The sequence below is a fragment of the Pseudomonas putida genome, from assembly GCA_041879295.1.
GTDB classification, from domain to species: domain Bacteria; phylum Pseudomonadota; class Gammaproteobacteria; order Pseudomonadales; family Pseudomonadaceae; genus Aquipseudomonas; species Aquipseudomonas putida_Y.
The window spans coordinates 983,862-999,519 of sequence record CP047152.1 but is presented as its reverse complement, the minus strand read 5'-3'; the positions used below and the strand labels follow the sequence as shown (position 1 = coordinate 999,519).

General features: G+C 61.2%; 17 protein-coding genes and 1 tRNA gene. 4 read left to right on the top strand and 14 right to left on the bottom strand.

Going from position 1 to position 15,658, the window contains the following annotated elements; translation table 11 throughout:
- Window positions 1-3: 3 nt before the first annotated feature.
- From hscA to trmJ, 8 genes are all read right to left on the bottom strand, one after another.
- The gene (gene hscA / locus GST84_04655; GenBank protein XGB11682.1) at window positions 4-1,866 is read right to left on the bottom strand and encodes a Fe-S protein assembly chaperone HscA; all 1,863 of its coding nucleotides are present in this window, start codon (window positions 1,864-1,866) and stop codon (window positions 4-6) included.
- Between the two features lie 43 nt (window positions 1,867-1,909).
- Window positions 1,910-2,431: a co-chaperone HscB gene (gene hscB, locus GST84_04650; protein XGB11681.1), complete on the bottom strand. Its 522-nt coding sequence runs from the start codon at window positions 2,429-2,431 to the stop codon at window positions 1,910-1,912.
- Between the two features lie 8 nt (window positions 2,432-2,439).
- Window positions 2,440-2,763, bottom strand: a complete 324-nt coding sequence (gene iscA, locus GST84_04645; protein XGB11680.1) for an iron-sulfur cluster assembly protein IscA — start codon at window positions 2,761-2,763, stop codon at window positions 2,440-2,442.
- A 28-nt stretch (window positions 2,764-2,791) separates the two neighbouring features.
- Window positions 2,792-3,178 (bottom strand): Fe-S cluster assembly scaffold IscU, encoded by a 387-nt coding sequence (gene iscU, locus GST84_04640; GenBank protein ID XGB11679.1) that lies wholly within the window; start codon window positions 3,176-3,178, stop codon window positions 2,792-2,794.
- A gap of 46 nt (window positions 3,179-3,224) precedes the next feature.
- Window positions 3,225-4,439, bottom strand: coding sequence for an IscS subfamily cysteine desulfurase (locus tag GST84_04635; GenBank protein ID XGB11678.1), 1,215 nt, complete (start codon window positions 4,437-4,439; stop codon window positions 3,225-3,227).
- Window positions 4,440-4,484: 45 nt separating this feature from the next.
- Complete coding sequence (gene iscR, locus GST84_04630) at window positions 4,485-4,976, bottom strand: Fe-S cluster assembly transcriptional regulator IscR (GenBank protein ID XGB11677.1); 492 nt, start codon at window positions 4,974-4,976, stop codon at window positions 4,485-4,487.
- A 179-nt stretch (window positions 4,977-5,155) separates the two neighbouring features.
- Window positions 5,156-5,941, bottom strand: a complete 786-nt coding sequence (gene cysE, locus GST84_04625; protein XGB11676.1) for a serine O-acetyltransferase — start codon at window positions 5,939-5,941, stop codon at window positions 5,156-5,158.
- Window positions 5,942-5,944: 3 nt separating this feature from the next.
- Window positions 5,945-6,700 (bottom strand): tRNA (cytosine(32)/uridine(32)-2'-O)-methyltransferase TrmJ, encoded by a 756-nt coding sequence (trmJ, locus tag GST84_04620; protein XGB11675.1) that lies wholly within the window; start codon window positions 6,698-6,700, stop codon window positions 5,945-5,947.
- Between the two features lie 151 nt (window positions 6,701-6,851).
- Between trmJ and GST84_04615 the strand changes: the two genes are divergently transcribed.
- Window positions 6,852-7,670: an inositol monophosphatase gene (locus tag GST84_04615; GenBank protein XGB11674.1), complete on the top strand. Its 819-nt coding sequence runs from the start codon at window positions 6,852-6,854 to the stop codon at window positions 7,668-7,670.
- 169 nt (window positions 7,671-7,839) lie between these two features.
- Here GST84_04615 and GST84_04610 read toward each other — a convergent pair whose 3' ends face one another.
- The 6 genes from GST84_04610 to queA all read right to left on the bottom strand — a co-directional run bounded on the left by GST84_04610 (window position 7,840) and on the right by queA (window position 13,903).
- Window positions 7,840-8,382 carry a glycine zipper 2TM domain-containing protein gene (locus tag GST84_04610; protein XGB11673.1) on the bottom strand — a complete coding sequence of 181 codons (543 nt, stop codon included), beginning with the start codon at window positions 8,380-8,382 and terminating at the stop codon, window positions 7,840-7,842.
- A 119-nt stretch (window positions 8,383-8,501) separates the two neighbouring features.
- Entirely contained in the window at window positions 8,502-9,410 is a 909-nt protein-coding gene (secF, locus tag GST84_04605) for a protein translocase subunit SecF (protein XGB11672.1), read from the bottom strand.
- A gap of 10 nt (window positions 9,411-9,420) precedes the next feature.
- Complete coding sequence (secD, locus tag GST84_04600; protein XGB11671.1) at window positions 9,421-11,283, bottom strand: protein translocase subunit SecD; 1,863 nt, start codon at window positions 11,281-11,283, stop codon at window positions 9,421-9,423.
- A gap of 62 nt (window positions 11,284-11,345) precedes the next feature.
- Window positions 11,346-11,681: a preprotein translocase subunit YajC gene (gene yajC / locus GST84_04595; protein ID XGB11670.1), complete on the bottom strand. Its 336-nt coding sequence runs from the start codon at window positions 11,679-11,681 to the stop codon at window positions 11,346-11,348.
- A gap of 42 nt (window positions 11,682-11,723) precedes the next feature.
- Window positions 11,724-12,857 (bottom strand): tRNA guanosine(34) transglycosylase Tgt, encoded by a 1,134-nt coding sequence (gene tgt, locus GST84_04590; GenBank protein ID XGB11669.1) that lies wholly within the window; start codon window positions 12,855-12,857, stop codon window positions 11,724-11,726.
- The gene (gene queA, locus GST84_04585; protein ID XGB11668.1) at window positions 12,854-13,903 is read right to left on the bottom strand and encodes a tRNA preQ1(34) S-adenosylmethionine ribosyltransferase-isomerase QueA; all 1,050 of its coding nucleotides are present in this window, start codon (window positions 13,901-13,903) and stop codon (window positions 12,854-12,856) included. Before queA ends, tgt begins: the two co-directional genes overlap by 4 nt.
- Before the next feature lie 105 nt (window positions 13,904-14,008).
- On the opposite strand from queA, the gene GST84_04580 reads away from it, so the two are divergent.
- From GST84_04580 to GST84_04570, 3 genes are all read left to right on the top strand, one after another.
- A tRNA-Leu gene (locus GST84_04580) sits at window positions 14,009-14,093 on the top strand.
- Window positions 14,094-14,354: 261 nt separating this feature from the next.
- Window positions 14,355-15,002 (top strand): serine protease, encoded by a 648-nt coding sequence (locus GST84_04575; protein XGB15706.1) that lies wholly within the window; start codon window positions 14,355-14,357, stop codon window positions 15,000-15,002.
- A 168-nt stretch (window positions 15,003-15,170) separates the two neighbouring features.
- The gene (locus GST84_04570) at window positions 15,171-15,650 is read left to right on the top strand and encodes a GNAT family N-acetyltransferase (protein XGB11667.1); all 480 of its coding nucleotides are present in this window, start codon (window positions 15,171-15,173) and stop codon (window positions 15,648-15,650) included.
- The last annotated feature ends 8 nt before the right edge of the window (window positions 15,651-15,658 follow it).

Genomic DNA, 15,658 nt, shown 5'->3' with positions numbered 1-15,658 from the left:
CGATTACTCCTCGATCTCATTCAGGTTGCGCCCGGCCAGTGCGGCTTTGACCGTCGAATCAAGGCGACGGGCGGCAAATGCATCGGTCACCTGCGACAGACGCTTGGTCTGTTGCTCGATGGCTGCGCCATCGGTGCCGGCCAGCAAATCACGTAGTTCTTGCATCTGGAATTCGATGGCGTCGCGCTCGTCACTGCTGAGCAGGCGCTCGCCGTCGGCGTCCAGGGCGCCCTGTACCGCCTCGAGCAGCCGCTCGCCATCTACCTGATGCTCTCGCAGCTGGCGGGCGTGCTTGTCGGAACCGGCGTGCTCGAAGGAGTCCTTGAGCATGCGGGCGATTTCGCCGTCGGTCAGGCCGTAGGACGGCTTGACCTGAATGCTGGCTTCCACGCCCGAACCCAGCTCGCGGGCAGCGACGCTGAGCAGGCCATCGGCATCCACCTGGAAGGTGACGCGAATTTTCGCAGCACCGGCAACCATGGCCGGAATGCCGCGCAGCTCGAAGCGGGCCAGCGAACGGCAGTCGCTGATCAGCTCGCGCTCGCCCTGCAGCACGTGGATCATCATGGCCGACTGGCCATCTTTGTACGTGGTGAACTCCTGAGCCCGCGCCACCGGAATGGTGGTGTTACGCGGGATCACCTTCTCCATCAGCCCGCCCATGGTTTCAAGACCAAGCGACAGCGGGATGACATCGAGCAGCAGCAGCTCGCCACCTTCGCGGCGGTTACCGGCCAGGGTGTCGGCCTGGATGGCGGCACCAATGGCCACCACCTGGTCTGGGTCGATCGAGGTCAGCGGGGTGCGCCCGAACAGCGCGCCCACGGCCTCACGCACACGCGGCACGCGGGTCGAACCACCGACCATGACCACGGCGCTGACTTCTTCCAGCTCAACACCACTGTCGCGCACGGCGCGGCGGCAAGCCTTCAGGCTGCGGGCAACCAGTGGTTCGATCATGGCTTCGAAGGCGCTACGGGTCAGCTCACCGTGCCAGGCACCGTGGCTGACGTTGACCACGTCAGCATCGGTCAGGGCTTCTTTGGCGGCGCAGGCGGTTTGCAGCAGCGCGCGCTGGGTAGCCGGGTCCAGATCGGACGAGAGGCCAGCCTGCTCGATGATCCAGCCGGCAATAGCATGGTCGAAGTCGTCACCACCCAGAGCGGTATCACCGCCGGTGGCCAGTACTTCGAATACACCAGCGGTCAGCCGCAGGATGGAAATATCAAAAGTGCCGCCACCCAGATCATAGATGGCCACCACGCCTTCGGCGTTCTGGTCCAGGCCGTAGGCTACGGCGGCCGCGGTCGGCTCGTTGAGCAGGCGCAGCACGTTCAGGCCAGCCAGACGCGCAGCATCTTTGGTAGCCTGACGCTGGGCGTCATCGAAATAGGCCGGCACGGTGATCACCGCGCCCACCAGTTCGCCACCCAAGGTAGCTTCGGCACGCTCGCGCAACACCTTCAGGATGTCGGCAGACACTTCCACGGGGCTTTTCGGCCCCTGCACGGTGTCGATGAACGGCATGTGCGACTCACCACCCACAAAGCGGTATGGCAGTTGCTCGCCCAGTTGCTTGACGTCGGCCAGGCCGCGCCCCATCAGGCGCTTGACCGACAGCACGGTGTTAAACGGGTCGCTGGAGGCAGCATCACGCGCGGCCTGCCCCACTTCGATGCGCCCTTCGAGGTAGCGCACCGCGGACGGCAGAATGACGTTACCCTGCGCATCGGGCAGGGGCTCGCTACGGCCGCTGCGCAAGGCAGCGACCATTGAGTTGGTGGTGCCCAGGTCGATCCCAACCGCCAGGCGGCGCTGGTGCGGCTGAGGGCTTTGACCGGGTTCGGCAATCTGCAGTAGGGCCATGCTTATCTGAATACCTTAGGTGCCATCACGGGCAGCACCGGGGTTAATCGTCGAGGCGCTCTTCCAGTTGGCGCACTTCTTGGGCGAGCTTGTCGAGGAACTGCATGCGGCGCATCAGGCGTTCAGCCTTGTCGCGCTCGCCAGGGGCATCCCAGCAGCCGGCAAAGTCCTCATTCAGCGTGTCCTGAGCGGCCTTCAGGCGCTTCTTGAACACGCCGACACCATCAAGGTCGGCTTCATCCCGCAGTTCTTCGAGCTCCTCACGCCACTGCATCTGCTGCAGCAGGAAGTCAGGGTCGTGGACCGTGACTTCCTGAGGCACTTCGTGGCCGCTGATGGCCAGCAGGTAGCGCGCACGACGCGGCGCACTGCGCAGCGTCTGGTAAGCGTCGTTGAGGGCAGCGGATTTTTCCAGCGCTATACGCTGCTCACGCTCAGAGGCGTCGGCAAAGCGATCAGGATGGACTTCGCGGGCCAACTCGCGATAGCGAGTGGCCAGCTTGTCGAGATCCAGACGGAAGCTTGGCTGGAGGTCAAACAATGCGTAATGACAAGGAGTACCCACAGCCAGCCTCAAACGTTGAAGCTTTCGCCGCAGCCACACTCACCGCGCACGTTGGGGTTGTTGAACTTGAAGCCTTCGTTCAACCCTTCCTTGACGAAATCCAGCTCGGTGCCATCGAGGTAAACCAGGCTCTTGGGATCGATGATCACCTTGACGCCATGGTTCTCGAACACTTGGTCTTCGTCCGCCAGTTCGTCGACGAATTCCAGCACGTAGGCCAGACCCGAGCAACCGGTGGTGCGCACGCCCAGGCGAATGCCCTCACCCTTGCCGCGCCCGTCGAGGGAGCGGCGAATGTGGTTGGCGGCGGCTTCTGTCATGCTGATAGCCATCAGAACTCCTTACCTTGCAACAGGCGACTTAGATCAAGCCTTTCTTCTGCTTGTAGTCGCGTACGGCTGCCTTGATGGCATCCTCGGCGAGTACCGAGCAGTGGATCTTGACCGGCGGCAACGCCAGCTCTTCGGCCAGTTGGGTGTTCTTGATGGTTTCGGCCTCGTCCAGGGTCTTGCCCTTCATCCACTCGGTGGCGAGGGAGCTGGAAGCGATGGCCGAGCCGCAGCCATAGGTCTTGAACTTGGCGTCTTCGATAACGCCCTGCTCGTTGACCTTGATCTGCAGGCGCATCACGTCACCGCAGGCCGGGGCGCCGACCATGCCGGTGCCGACATCCGGGTCTTCGGCATTCATCTTGCCGACGTTGCGCGGGTTTTCGTAGTGGTCGATGACCTTTTCACTGTATGCCATGGTGCAATTCCTTCCTCATCAGGGAGCCGCTCTTGCCGGCGACTGCTTAGTGGGCGGCCCACTCGATCTTGGAGATGTCAACGCCGTCTTTGTACATATCCCACAGCGGCGACAGTTCACGCAGTTTGTTGACAGCCTCGCAGACTTTCTGCGCGGCGTAGTCGACTTCTTCTTCGGTGGTGAATCGGCCAAAGGAGAAGCGGATCGAGCTGTGCGCCAGCTCGTCGTTACGGCCCAGAGCACGCAGTACGTAAGACGGCTCGAGCGACGCGGAGGTACAGGCCGAACCGGACGATACGGCGATGTCTTTCAGCGACATCAGCAGCGATTCGCCTTCGACGTAGTTGAAGCTCAGGTTCAGGTTGTGCGGTACACGCGCAGTCTGGCTGCCATTGACGTACAGCTCTTCAAGGTTTGAGACCTGCTTGAAGAAGCGGTCGCTCAGGGCCTTGATGCGTGCGTTTTCTGCAACCATTTCCTGCTTGGCAATGGCGAAGGCTTCGCCCATGCCGACGATCTGGTGGGTCGGCAAGGTGCCCGAACGCATGCCGCGCTCATGACCGCCGCCGTGAATGATGGCTTCCAGGCGTACACGCGGCTTGCGGCTGACGTACAGTGCGCCGATGCCTTTCGGGCCATAGACCTTGTGCGCCGAGAACGACATCAGGTCGACCTTCAGCTTTTGCAGGTCGATTTCGACCTTGCCGGCCGACTGGGCGGCATCGACATGGAACAGCACGCCGCGCGAACGGGTCAGTTCACCGATGGCGGCGATGTCGTTGATCGAGCCGACTTCGTTGTTCACGTGCATCAGCGAGACCAGGATGGTGTCGTCGCGCAGCGCCGCCTCTACCATGGCCGGAGTGACGATGCCGTCTTCGCCTGGCTCCAGGTAGGTGACTTCAAAACCTTCGCGCTCCAGCTGGCGAGCGGTATCCAGGACCGCCTTGTGCTCGATCTTGGAGGTAATGATGTGCTTGCCCTTGGTCTGATAGAAGTGCGCGACACCTTTGAGTGCGAGGTTGTCGGACTCGGTGGCACCGCTGGTCCAGACGATTTCACGCGGATCGGCATTGATCAGCTCGGCAACCTGGCGGCGACCGTTTTCCACCGCCTCCTCGGCTTTCCAGCCAAAGACGTGGGAGCGCGAGGCCGGGTTACCGAAGTTCCCGTCGACCAGCAAGCAGTCGGCCATCTTCTGGGCCACGCGTGGGTCGACCGGAGTGGTCGCGGAGTAATCGAGGTAGATCGGCAACTTCATTTGTCTCTCCTATCAGGCGGTGGCGTCGCTCGTCGTCCCAGGGGGTCAATCGACGGCAGACGTCTCAATCTTGTCCAGCTGGGCGGTTCGTCCTGCGACACGCCGCAGGTCCTGGCGCTGGGCGACTTCCTGCACATCACGGCGCTTGACGAGGTCGGCCAGGCTTATGCCGCTGAGGAATTCATGGATCTGCTGGCTGAGGTCGCACCACAGGTGGTGGGTCAGGCAGGTATCACCGGCATGGCAGTCCCCGAGCCCCTGGCAACGGGTGGCATCAACCGATTCGTTGACCGCGTCGATGACCTGGGCCACCTGGATGGTTTCCATGCCCCGCGACAGCTGGTAGCCACCGCCTGGACCGCGCACGCTGGAAACCAGGCTGCTACGGCGCAGCTTGGCGAAAAGCTGCTCCAGATAAGAGAGGGAAATGCCCTGGCGCTCGGAAATATCGGCCAAAGACACCGGCCCATGCTTCGCGTGCAACGCCAGGTCGAGCATGGCGGTCACAGCGTATCGGCCTTTGGTAGTCAGTCGCATGGCTATTGGGTACCACGGGAGTTTCGGGATGTGTGCGAGTATGCGATTCCCGAGCATTTAAGTCAACTATTAGACCTACTGCTTTAGTCGGGTTTGCATCAGGGAGGCGGGCGCGATTGTAGCAGACGAGGGGCGTGAGCACACGCCCCGCATGTCAACATGATTTCAGTACGGCGCGATCAATGCGACTGAGTGTCGCGCTGGGCCACTTGGGCAACCTCGGTGAAGTCGTCTTCCGGCAAGGCCGGCAGTTCCTTGGCACAATAGTCACTGCCCATCTTGGTCAGCGCGCCACACATACCCTCCAACCGTTCGTCGACGGCCTGCAGATGATCGAGCATCTGGCCGATGGCCCGCGCGACCGGGTCGGGCATGTCGCCACTGACACCGTAGGCATCAAAACCGATCTTCTCAGCCATTGCCTTACGCTTGGCTTCGACTTCGGTGTCCTCGCTCTTGACGATGATCCGCCCTGGAATGCCTACCGCCGTAGCCCCGGCCGGCACTGCTTTGGTGACCACCGCATTGGAACCGATCTTGGCCCCGGCGCCGACGGTGAAAGGCCCCAGGACCTTGGCACCCGCCCCTACCACCACGCCGTTCTCCAAGGTGGGGTGGCGTTTGCCTTTGTTCCAGCTGGTGCCGCCGAGCGTCACGCCCTGATACAGGGTGACGTCATCGCCGATCTCGGCGGTTTCACCAATGACGATGCCCATACCGTGATCGATGAAAAAGCGCCGGCCAATGGTGGCGCCAGGGTGGATTTCGATACCGGTCAGCCAGCGACCGAAATTCGACACCAGCCGGGCCAACCACTTGAAATCACGCTTCCACAGGGCATTGCCCAAGCGGTGCAGCCAGATGGCATGCATGCCGGGGTAGCAGGTGAGCACCTCGAAGGCATTGCGCGCAGCCGGGTCACGGTGGAATACGCTTTGAATATCTTCACGCAGGCGTTCGAACATCTGTCAGTCCTTCCGTTTATGCGGCTCGCCCCGGACCACTTTCTGGGTCTCGGTGAGGATGCCGCGCAAAATGCTCATTTCCGAACGCTCGACCGCCACCCGCCCATACAGCCGGCGCAGGCGCGGCATCAGGTGCTTGGGTTTTTCGGGGTCGAGGAAACCGATGCCCACCAGGGTTTTCTCCAGGTGGTCGTAGAACAGCTCCATTTCATCCATGGTCGCCAGCTCAGTGGCATCAACCTTCTCGACTTTGCCCGGCGCCGCACCGGCAGCCAGCCAGGCCATGCGCACCTCATAGGAGAGCACCTGCACGGCAGCAGCCAGGTTCAGCGAGCTGAAGTCGGGATTGGAGGGAATGTGCACATGGAAATGACATCGCTGCAGTTCTTCGTTGGTCAGGCCGGCGTGCTCGCGCCCGAACACCAGGGCGATTTCCTCGCCACCATTGGCATGCTCCACCGCCTTGGCACCGCACTCACGCGGGCCGATCAACGGCCAGGGAATGCTGCGCTCGCGGGCGCTGGTACCCATCACCAGGTTGCAGCCAACCAGCGCCTGTTCGAGGCTGTCGACCACCTGGGCGTTATCCAGCAAGTCGTCGGCGCCCGAAGCTCGGGCACTGGCATCCAAGGCGGGGAATTCTTTCGGCTGCACCAGCACCAGACGCGACAAGCCCATGTTTTTCATGGCACGCGCAGCGCCGCCGATATTGCCGGGGTGGCTGGTATTGACCAGAACAACACGAATATTTTGCAGCAAGGTGTTGTGCTCACAGATGCAGGAATCAGGGTCTTCGATCTTACAGAACCGACAGACGTAACGCCATGAAAGCAAATGTGACACTTCTGCCGCCAAAGTTTTCTGCTAGAATGATCGGCTTTCTTCTTTAACATCTCCAGGTGACCCGCCCATGCAGCCTATGCTGAATATCGCCCTGCGCGCCGCTCGCAGCGCCAGTGAACTGATTTTCCGCTCCATCGAACGCCTGGATAGCATCAAGGTCGATGAGAAAGAGGCCAAGGACTACGTTTCCGAAGTCGATCGCGCCGCCGAGCAAAGCATCGTCAACGCCCTGCGCAAGGCCTACCCGAACCACTCCATCCAGGGCGAGGAAACCGGCCTGCACGCGGGTAGCGGCGAAGAAGGCAAGGATTACCTGTGGATCATCGATCCGCTGGACGGCACCACCAACTTCCTGCGCGGCATCCCGCACTTCGCCGTCAGCATCGCCTGCAAATACCGCGGCCGCCTTGAGCACGCCGTGATCGTGGATCCGGTTCGCCAGGAAGAATTCACTGCCAGCCGCGGCCGTGGCGCCCAACTCAATGGCCGCCGCCTGCGCGTCAGCTCGCGCACAAGCCTGGAAGGCGCCCTGCTGGGCACCGGCTTCCCGTTCCGTGATGGCCAGATGGCGGACATGGACAACTACCTGGGTATGCTCCGCGCCTTGACCGGCCAGACCGCCGGCATCCGCCGCGCCGGCTCCGCCAGCCTGGACCTGGCCTATGTGGCTGCTGGCCGCTTCGACGCCTTCTGGGAGTCGGGCCTGTCCGAATGGGACATGGCAGCTGGCGTGCTGCTGATCCAGGAAGCCGGCGGCCTGGTAAGCGACTTCAACGGCGGCCACGACTTCCTCGACAAAGGCCACATCGTTGCAGGCAACATCAAGTGCTTCAAGGCGGTACTGACTGCCATCCAGCCGCACCTGCCAGAAAGCATGAAGCGCTAAGCGCAGATTGCCGGCAAACAAAAAGCACCTCTCGAGGTGCTTTTTTTGTGCCTGGTGGTTTTGCGTGGCCTGTACCGGCCTCTTCGCGGGTAAACCTGCTCCTACATGGATCGCATTGCCCCTGTAAGAACAGGTTTACCCGCGAAGAGGCCGGTACAGGCAACGCAAATTACTGACCAGCTTCGCTCAGGATCAACTTGCCATTCTTGTCCAGCGGAATGGTCGATCCCGGCTCGCGATCCATCTTCACCTTGCCTACCTGGTCACCGATGGAATAGGTCACGTTATAGCCCACCACCTTCTCGCTGATGTCGTTGACCGTGTTGCAGCGTGTTTGCGTGGTCGTGTAGGTATCACGCTCCTGCATGCCTTCCTGCACCTTGTTACCCGCATAACCACCACCGACCGCACCAGCCACCGTAGCAATCTTCTTGCCGGTACCACCACCAATCTGATTACCGAGCAGACCACCCGCCAGCGCACCGACCACGGTACCGGCTATCTGGTGTTGATCCTTGACGGGCGCCTGGCGCGTCACTGTCACGTCCTTGCATACTTCACGCGGGGTTTTCACCTGCTGCTTGATCGGCTGCACGTCAGTCACCTGGGCGACTTCGGGGCCTTTGTTCACCAAGCTGTAGGTCGCCACAGCACCTCCGGCGGTTACACCGACAGCACCCAGCACCGCACCCACCAGCATTGATTTATTCACGTGAACCTCCTGATCGTACCAGCGGGCATGAACCCGCGCTTCTCCCAGCCTTGGAGCAAAAAAAAAGGCGCGAGTTCAACACTCGCGCCTTTTCACCGCCAGGCGGCGCAGGGAAGAACTTACGGACGGTCGTCCACACCCTCGGCCTTGACCGGCGGAATGAGATCTTCGCTGTTCAGATTCAGCCAGATCAGTACCACGTTGGCGATATAGATCGACGAGTAAGTACCAGCCATGACACCAATGAACAGGGCCAGCGAGAAACCGAACAGGTTGTCACCCCCAAAGAACAGCAGCGCGGCAATGGCCAGCAAGGTCGAAACCGAAGTGGCGATGGTACGCAGCAGCGTCTGGGTGGTGGAAATGTTGATGTTCTCGATCAGTGAGGCCTTGCGCATCACGCGGAAGTTCTCGCGCACCCGGTCGAACACGACAATGGTGTCGTTCAGCGAGTAACCGATGATCGCCAGTACCGCCGCCAGCACCGTCAGGTCGAAGGTGATCTGGAAGAACGACAGGATACCCAGCGTTACGACCACGTCGTGGATCAGCGAAACGATCGCCCCCACGGCGAACTTCCACTGGAAGCGGAACGCCAGGTAAATGAGGATGCCACCCAGAGCCAGGAGCATGCCCAAGCCGCCCTGGTCACGCAGCTCTTCACCCACCTGCGGGCCAACGAACTCGACGCGTTTGACCTTGGCCGGGTTGTCGCCGCCAACCTTCTGCAGGGCTTCGGCCACTTTGTTACCCAGCATCGGGTCGTCGCCAGGCATGCGCACCAGCAGGTCGGTGGTAGCACCGAAGCTCTGAACCACAGCTTCGTGGAAGCCGGAGTTGACCAGCTCGGCACGCACAGCCTTGACGTCAGCCGGGCGTTCGTAGGTCAACTCGATCAACGTGCCCCCGGTGAAGTCCAGCCCGAAGTTCAGGCCCTTTTGCCACCAACTGAACAGCGCCAGCACGGTGAGGAGCACGGTGACGGCGAACGCGACTTTGCGCACGCCCATGAAATTGATGGTTTTCATCGCAGCTCCCTCAAACCCACAGCTTCTTGATGTCACGCCCGCCACAGGTCAGGTTGACCAATGCACGGGTCACCATGATGGCAGTGAACATCGAGGTGAAAATCCCGAGGGACATGGTGACCGCAAAGCCTTTGACCGGGCCGGTACCCATGGCAAACAGGATGCCGCCGACCAACAGAGTGGTCAGGTTGGCGTCGACGATTGCCGAGTAGGCGCGATTGAAGCCTTCGTGGATGGCGCGCTGCACCGACATGCCAGCAGCGATCTCTTCGCGAATACGCGAGAAGATCAGCACGTTGGCGTCCACTGCCATACCCATGGTCAACACGATGCCGGCGATCCCCGGCAGGGTCAGCGTGGCCCCCAGCAGCGACATCAACGCCAGCAGCAGCACCATGTTGCCCGCCAGGGCGATGGTGGCCAGCACACCGAAGGCGCGATAGATGGCAATGATGAACAGAGAGACAAACAACATGCCCCACAGCGACGCATCGATACCCTTGGTGATGTTGTCGGCACCCAGGCTCGGGCCAATGGTACGTTCTTCAGCGAAGTACATCGGGGCGGCCAGACCACCCGCACGCAGCAGCAGTGCCAGCTCCGACGATTCGCCCTGGCCGTTCAGGCCGGTGATGCGGAACTGGCTGCCCAGTGGCGACTGAATGGTCGCCAGGCTGATGATTTTCTTCTCTTCCACGAAGCTTTGTACGGCAACGTCCTTCTCGACGCCACCGACAGTCTGCTTGACGTAGCGGGTGACTGGCTTCTGCTCGATAAAGATCACCGCCATGCTACGGCCGACGTTGCTACGGGTAGCACGGCTCATCAGCTCGCCACCGTGACCATCCAGGCGGATGTTCACCTGCGGGCGACCATGCTCGTCAAAGCTGGCCTGGGCGTCGGTAACCTGGTCACCTGTGATGATCAGGCCACGCTCGACGGCAGCGGAGCGGCCGCCTTCACGGAACTCGAACACCTCGGTGGTGGCCTTGGACGCGCCCGGCTCGGCACCGAAGCGGAACTCCAGGTTGGCGGTTTTACCAAGGATCCGCTTGGCTTCGGCAGTGTCCTGCACGCCTGGCAGCTCGACCACGATACGGTTGGCGCCCTGGCGCTGTACCAGCGGCTCGGCCACACCCAGCTCGTTCACGCGGTTGCGCACGGTGGTGAGGTTCTGCTTGATCGAGTATTCGCGGATCTCGGCGACTTTCGCCTGGGTCAGCGCCAGACGCAGCACCGCAAGCTCGTTGCGCTCGGTGGTGGTCAGGTCGAAATCATTGAAATTCTTGCGGATCAGGGCACGTGCCTGTTCGCGGGTAGCATCGTCAGCGAAGCCCAGCATGATGCCGCCATCCTGCTGAGGCAGGCTGCGGTAGCGGATGCGCTCTTTGCGCAGCAAGGTCTTGACCTCGCCTTCGTAGACTTTCATGCGGGCAGTCATGGCCTTGTCCATGTCCACTTCCAGCAGGAAGTGCACACCACCGGACAGGTCCAGGCCCAGCTTCATCGGGCTTGCACCCAGGTTGCGCAGCCATTTCGGGGTAGTCTGGGCCAGGTTCAGGGCCACGACGTAATCATCGCCCAGTGCCTTGCGCACTACATCCTTGGCAGGCAACTGATCTTCCTGATTGGTCAGACGAATCAGCCCGCTGCCCTTTTCACCCAGGCTTACACCCTTGACCGCGATCTTGGCATCGACCAGCGCCTTGCTGACGCGATCGAGGTCGGCCTGATTCACCTGCAGCGCCGAACTGGCACCGCTGATCTGTACCGCCGGGTCATCCGGGTAGAGGTTGGGAGCGGAATAAATGAAACCGACCACCAGTACCAGCACGATCAGTGCATATTTCCACAGAGGATATTTGTTCAGCATCACGCCGCCCGTTCAAGACGCGGGGCGCGTTGCGCGCCCCGACTGGAAAAAAAACCGGTAACTCAGATAGCCTTGAGCGTACCTTTTGGCAGGGTCGCAGCAATGGCACCCTTCTGGAACTTCAGCTCGACAGTGTCGGACACTTCCAGCACCACGAAGTCATCGGAAACCTTGACGATCTTGCCAGCGATGCCGCCGTTGGTGACAACTTCGTCACCTTTCTGCAAGTTGCTCAGCAGGTTCTTCTGCTCTTTCGCGCGCTTGGCCTGCGGGCGCCAGATCATCAGATAGAAGATGACCAGGAAACCGACCAGGAAAATCCACTCGAAGCCGGTACCGGCTGGGCCAGCGGCAGGTGCTGCAGCGTCCGCGTATGCGGCGGGGATGAAGAAGCTCATTGGGCACTCCTAATGTAATTTTCTAATAATGGATGCGGACAGTCAGTCCAAGGGCGGTACAGGAAGCCCGCGCTTGGCGTAGAAGGCGTCGACAAAGGCGGCCAATTTACCCTGTTGAATAGCCTCGCGTAAACCGGCCATCAAGCGCTGATAATGGCGCAAGTTGTGGATGGTATTCAGCATGCTGCTCAGCATTTCGCCGCATTTGTCCAGATGATGGAGATAGGCGCGCGAGAAGTTGGTGCAGGTATAGCAGTCACAGGTCGGATCCAGCGGCGATTCATCATGACGATGGAACGCGTTGCGGATCTTGATCACCCCTGTATCAACGAACAGATGACCGTTGCGCGCGTTACGCGTCGGCATCACGCAGTCGAACATGTCGACGCCGCGGCGCACACCCTCAACGAGATCTTCCGGTTTGCCTACCCCCATAAGGTAACGAGGTTTGTCAGCAGGCATCTGGCCCGGCAGGTAATCCAGCACCTTGATCATTTCGTGCTTGGGCTCGCCCACCGACAGGCCGCCAATGGCCAGGCCATCGAAACCGATGTTCTCCAGGCCTTCCAGCGAGCGCATGCGCAGGTCCTGATACATGCCGCCCTGGACAATGCCGAACAGCGCTGCAGTGTTGTCGGCGTGGGCGTTTTTCGAGCGCTGGGCCCAACGCAGCGACAGCTCCATGGAAGTACGTGCCACATCGTGCTCGGCCGGGTACGGGGTGCACTCGTCGAAGATCATTACCACGTCCGAGCCCAGGTCACGCTGCACCTGCATCGACTCTTCCGGGCCCATGAACACCTTCGAGCCATCGACTGGCGAGGCGAAGGTCACGCCCTCTTCCTTGATCTTGCGCATGGCACCCAGGCTGAACACCTGGAAACCACCGGAGTCGGTGAGGATCGGGCCTTTCCACTGCATGAAATCGTGCAGGCCGTTGTGCTTCTTGATCACCTCGGTGCCAGGACGCAGCCACAAGTGGAAGGTGTTGCCAAGGATCATCTCGGCGCCGATGGCCTCGATATCGCGTGGCAGCATGCCCTTGACCGTGCCATAGGTACCCACCGGCATGAATGCCGGGGTTTCCACGGTGCCACGTGGGAAGGTGATGCGACCACGACGGGCCTTGCCGTCGGTGGCCAGCAGTTCGAAGGACATTCGACAGGTGCGACTCATGCTTGATCCTCGGGCCCGCGTGGCGCCGGATTGCGGGTGATGAACATGGCATCACCGTAACTGAAGAAGCGGTACCCGTGCTCGACCGCCGCTGCGTAGGCAGCCATGGTCTCGGGGTAGCCGGCGAAAGCCGAGACCAGCATCAGCAGCGTGGACTCCGGCAGATGGAAGTTGGTGACCAGGGCATCGACCACATGGAACGGGCGGCCCGGGTAGATGAAGATGTCGGTGTCGCCACTGAAGGCCTTGAGCACGCCATCACGCGCGGCGCTCTCCAGCGAACGCACACTGGTGGTGCCAACGGCGATCACCCGACCACCACGGGCACGGCAGGCCTCGATGGCATCGACCACATCCTGGCCCACTTCGAGCCACTCTTTATGCATGTGGTGGTCTTCGATCTTGTCGACCCGCACCGGCTGGAAGGTGCCAGCGCCCACATGCAGGGTGACGAAGGCGCGTTCGACACCCTTGGCTGCGATCTTTTCCAGCAGCGCCTCGTCAAAGTGCAGGCCTGCAGTAGGCGCGGCGACCGCACCGGCGCGCTGGGCGTACACGGTCTGGTAGCGCTCACGGTCAGCGCCCTCGTCCGGGCGGTCGATATAGGGAGGCAGCGGCATATGGCCGACACGGTCGAGCAACGGCAGCACCTCTTCGGTGAAGCGAAGCTCGAACAGCGTGTCATGACGCGCGACCATTTCGGCCTCGCCACCGCCATCGATGAGGATGACCGCGCCTACCTTGGGCGCCTTGCTGGCACGCACATGGGCCAGCACCCGGTGGCTGTCGAGCACACGCTCGACCAGTACCTCCAGCTTGCCGCCGGAGGCTTTCTGGCCGAACAACCGCGCCGGAATCACCCGGGTGTTGTTGAACACCATCAGGTCGCCGGGGCGCAGATAGTCGAGCAAATCGGGGAATTGCCGGTGCGCCAGCGCGCCGGTAGGCCCATCGAGCACCAGCAGACGGCTGCCATGGCGCTCTGCCAACGGGTGGCGGGCGATCAGGGAATCAGGGAGTTCGAAGGAGAAATCGGCGACGCGCATGATGATGTTCGGTTCGGCAGGGCCGGGAAGTTTAGCCCAATGTGTGAAAATTGACCATGAAAGCCGATTGACCGACCAGCGGCACCTCTTTATACTGCGCGCCACGCCCTGATGGCGGAATTGGTAGACGCGGCGGATTCAAAATCCGTTTTCGAAAGGAGTGGGAGTTCGAGTCTCCCTCGGGGCACCAAATCCGGAAAAAACCGACCTTATGGTCGGTTTTTTTGTGCCTGCGATTCACGCCAGACATTGGCGCCGCCCTCCTGACTCCCGCGCCTTCCCACATGCCTGCATTCTATTGGCCGCGCTTGGCACTGGCGCTTAAGCTGTCATTCGTCAGATATATTCCGAAAGTATTGTTAGAGTAATGGCACTTAGCCATAGTAGCGCTCCCTTTTCTCCACGCAATGTGTGTCCCATGAAAACAGTCGCGCCCTGCATGGCGGCAATGATGCTGCTCAGTGGGTGCAATGGAGTGCCAACGTCTTACGTTTCAGATCCCGTCTACAGCCAGGCGTTCGTGGTCACATCAGGTGCCCCGCTCCCCATGTTGCTGATGGCCAGCGCCATCCAGTGGAACGAGGATTACGCAGTCACCGCCAAACACACCCCCTTCCTGCGCAACGTGGTCCACGAGGGCCTGGGTGACGTGGTGTTCTTCAAGCACAAGGCCAGCAACGTGCCGCACTGGCGCCAGTACGTGCCAGGGGAAGCCGTGACGGCGGTGGGCTTCAACAGTTTCATGATGCCGATGCAGGGCAAGGGCCATGCCCTGTCGTCGCTGGTACGGCTTGAAGGTACGCCGGGCAGCGTCTTCTACTCGGTGCATGACGGCCCGATTACCAAGGGTATGTCGGGCGGGCCTGTGTTTGCCGATGACGGCAAGGTCGTAGGTATCAACGTCGCGATCATTCCCACCCGCGAGATCGACGCTGGCAAGCGCCCTGACCTGGCGGGCAAGGATCGCATCAGCGTGTTCATGTCATTCAACGAGATCGACAAGGAATGGCGGCGCTATCAGTACCTGTTGGCGCACAAGGCCAAGCCGAGGGCGCCGGCTGCGGTCAAAGGCTACGTGGCGGTGGCCGCCAAGCCGTGAATCGGGGCGCGGTGTTGGATGGAAAGCGGCCTATGATGTGAGGCTGATGGCCTCTTCGCGGGTAAACCCGCTCCCACAGGGCCTGCACAGGATTTGAGCCTTGTGCAGTACCTGGGAGCGGGTTTATCCGCGAAGAGGCCCTGCCAGCCAACGCGAGAAGGACCTGCCATGCACCTGACCCACCGCCCCATCCGGCTAGAAGACATCCCCGTTATCTGCAGCTTTCCGCAGAGCCCGGACGAACTGTTCTACATGTTCCCCAAAGCCACCGCCCCCCTCACCCCCGACCAGCTGAGCGACGCCATAGCCCAACGCAGCGGCTCCACGGTAGTGGAAGGTAACAGCGCTGTCCTGGCCTTCGCCAATTTCTACAAAGCCGAACATGGCGGCGTATGTGCCCTGGGCAACGTAGTGGTGGCCCCCAGCGCCCGCGGCCTTGGTGTAGCGCGTTATCTGGTAACGGCCATGATCGACCTCGCCCGCCAGCAGTACAGCGCCCGGGAGGTCTGGGTGTCATGCTTCAATCACAACACCGCCGGCCTGCTGCTTTATCCACAGCTGGGCTTCACACCGTTCGGCATTGAGGAGCGGCAGTCGTGGGACGGCACGCGGGTAGCGTTGGTGCAGATGAAGCAAATACTGACTTGACCGAGCTG

Coding starts and splice junctions, on each gene's coding strand:
- GST84_04635 (XGB11678.1), bottom strand. CDS start 4,439: ATGAAGTTGCCGATCTACCTCGATTACTCCGCGACCACTCCGGTCGAC.
- yajC (XGB11670.1), bottom strand. CDS start 11,681: ATGAGCTTCTTCATCCCCGCCGCATACGCGGACGCTGCAGCACCTGCC.
- GST84_04615 (XGB11674.1), top strand. CDS start 6,852: ATGCAGCCTATGCTGAATATCGCCCTGCGCGCCGCTCGCAGCGCCAGT.
- secF (XGB11672.1), bottom strand. CDS start 9,410: ATGAAAACCATCAATTTCATGGGCGTGCGCAAAGTCGCGTTCGCCGTC.
- iscU (XGB11679.1), bottom strand. CDS start 3,178: ATGGCATACAGTGAAAAGGTCATCGACCACTACGAAAACCCGCGCAAC.
- iscA (XGB11680.1), bottom strand. CDS start 2,763: ATGGCTATCAGCATGACAGAAGCCGCCGCCAACCACATTCGCCGCTCC.
- secD (XGB11671.1), bottom strand. CDS start 11,283: ATGCTGAACAAATATCCTCTGTGGAAATATGCACTGATCGTGCTGGTA.
- iscR (XGB11677.1), bottom strand. CDS start 4,976: ATGCGACTGACTACCAAAGGCCGATACGCTGTGACCGCCATGCTCGAC.
- tgt (XGB11669.1), bottom strand. CDS start 12,857: ATGAGTCGCACCTGTCGAATGTCCTTCGAACTGCTGGCCACCGACGGC.
- GST84_04575 (XGB15706.1), top strand. CDS start 14,355: ATGCTGCTCAGTGGGTGCAATGGAGTGCCAACGTCTTACGTTTCAGAT.
- GST84_04570 (XGB11667.1), top strand. CDS start 15,171: ATGCACCTGACCCACCGCCCCATCCGGCTAGAAGACATCCCCGTTATC.
- hscA (XGB11682.1), bottom strand. CDS start 1,866: ATGGCCCTACTGCAGATTGCCGAACCCGGTCAAAGCCCTCAGCCGCAC.
- queA (XGB11668.1), bottom strand. CDS start 13,903: ATGCGCGTCGCCGATTTCTCCTTCGAACTCCCTGATTCCCTGATCGCC.
- cysE (XGB11676.1), bottom strand. CDS start 5,941: ATGTTCGAACGCCTGCGTGAAGATATTCAAAGCGTATTCCACCGTGAC.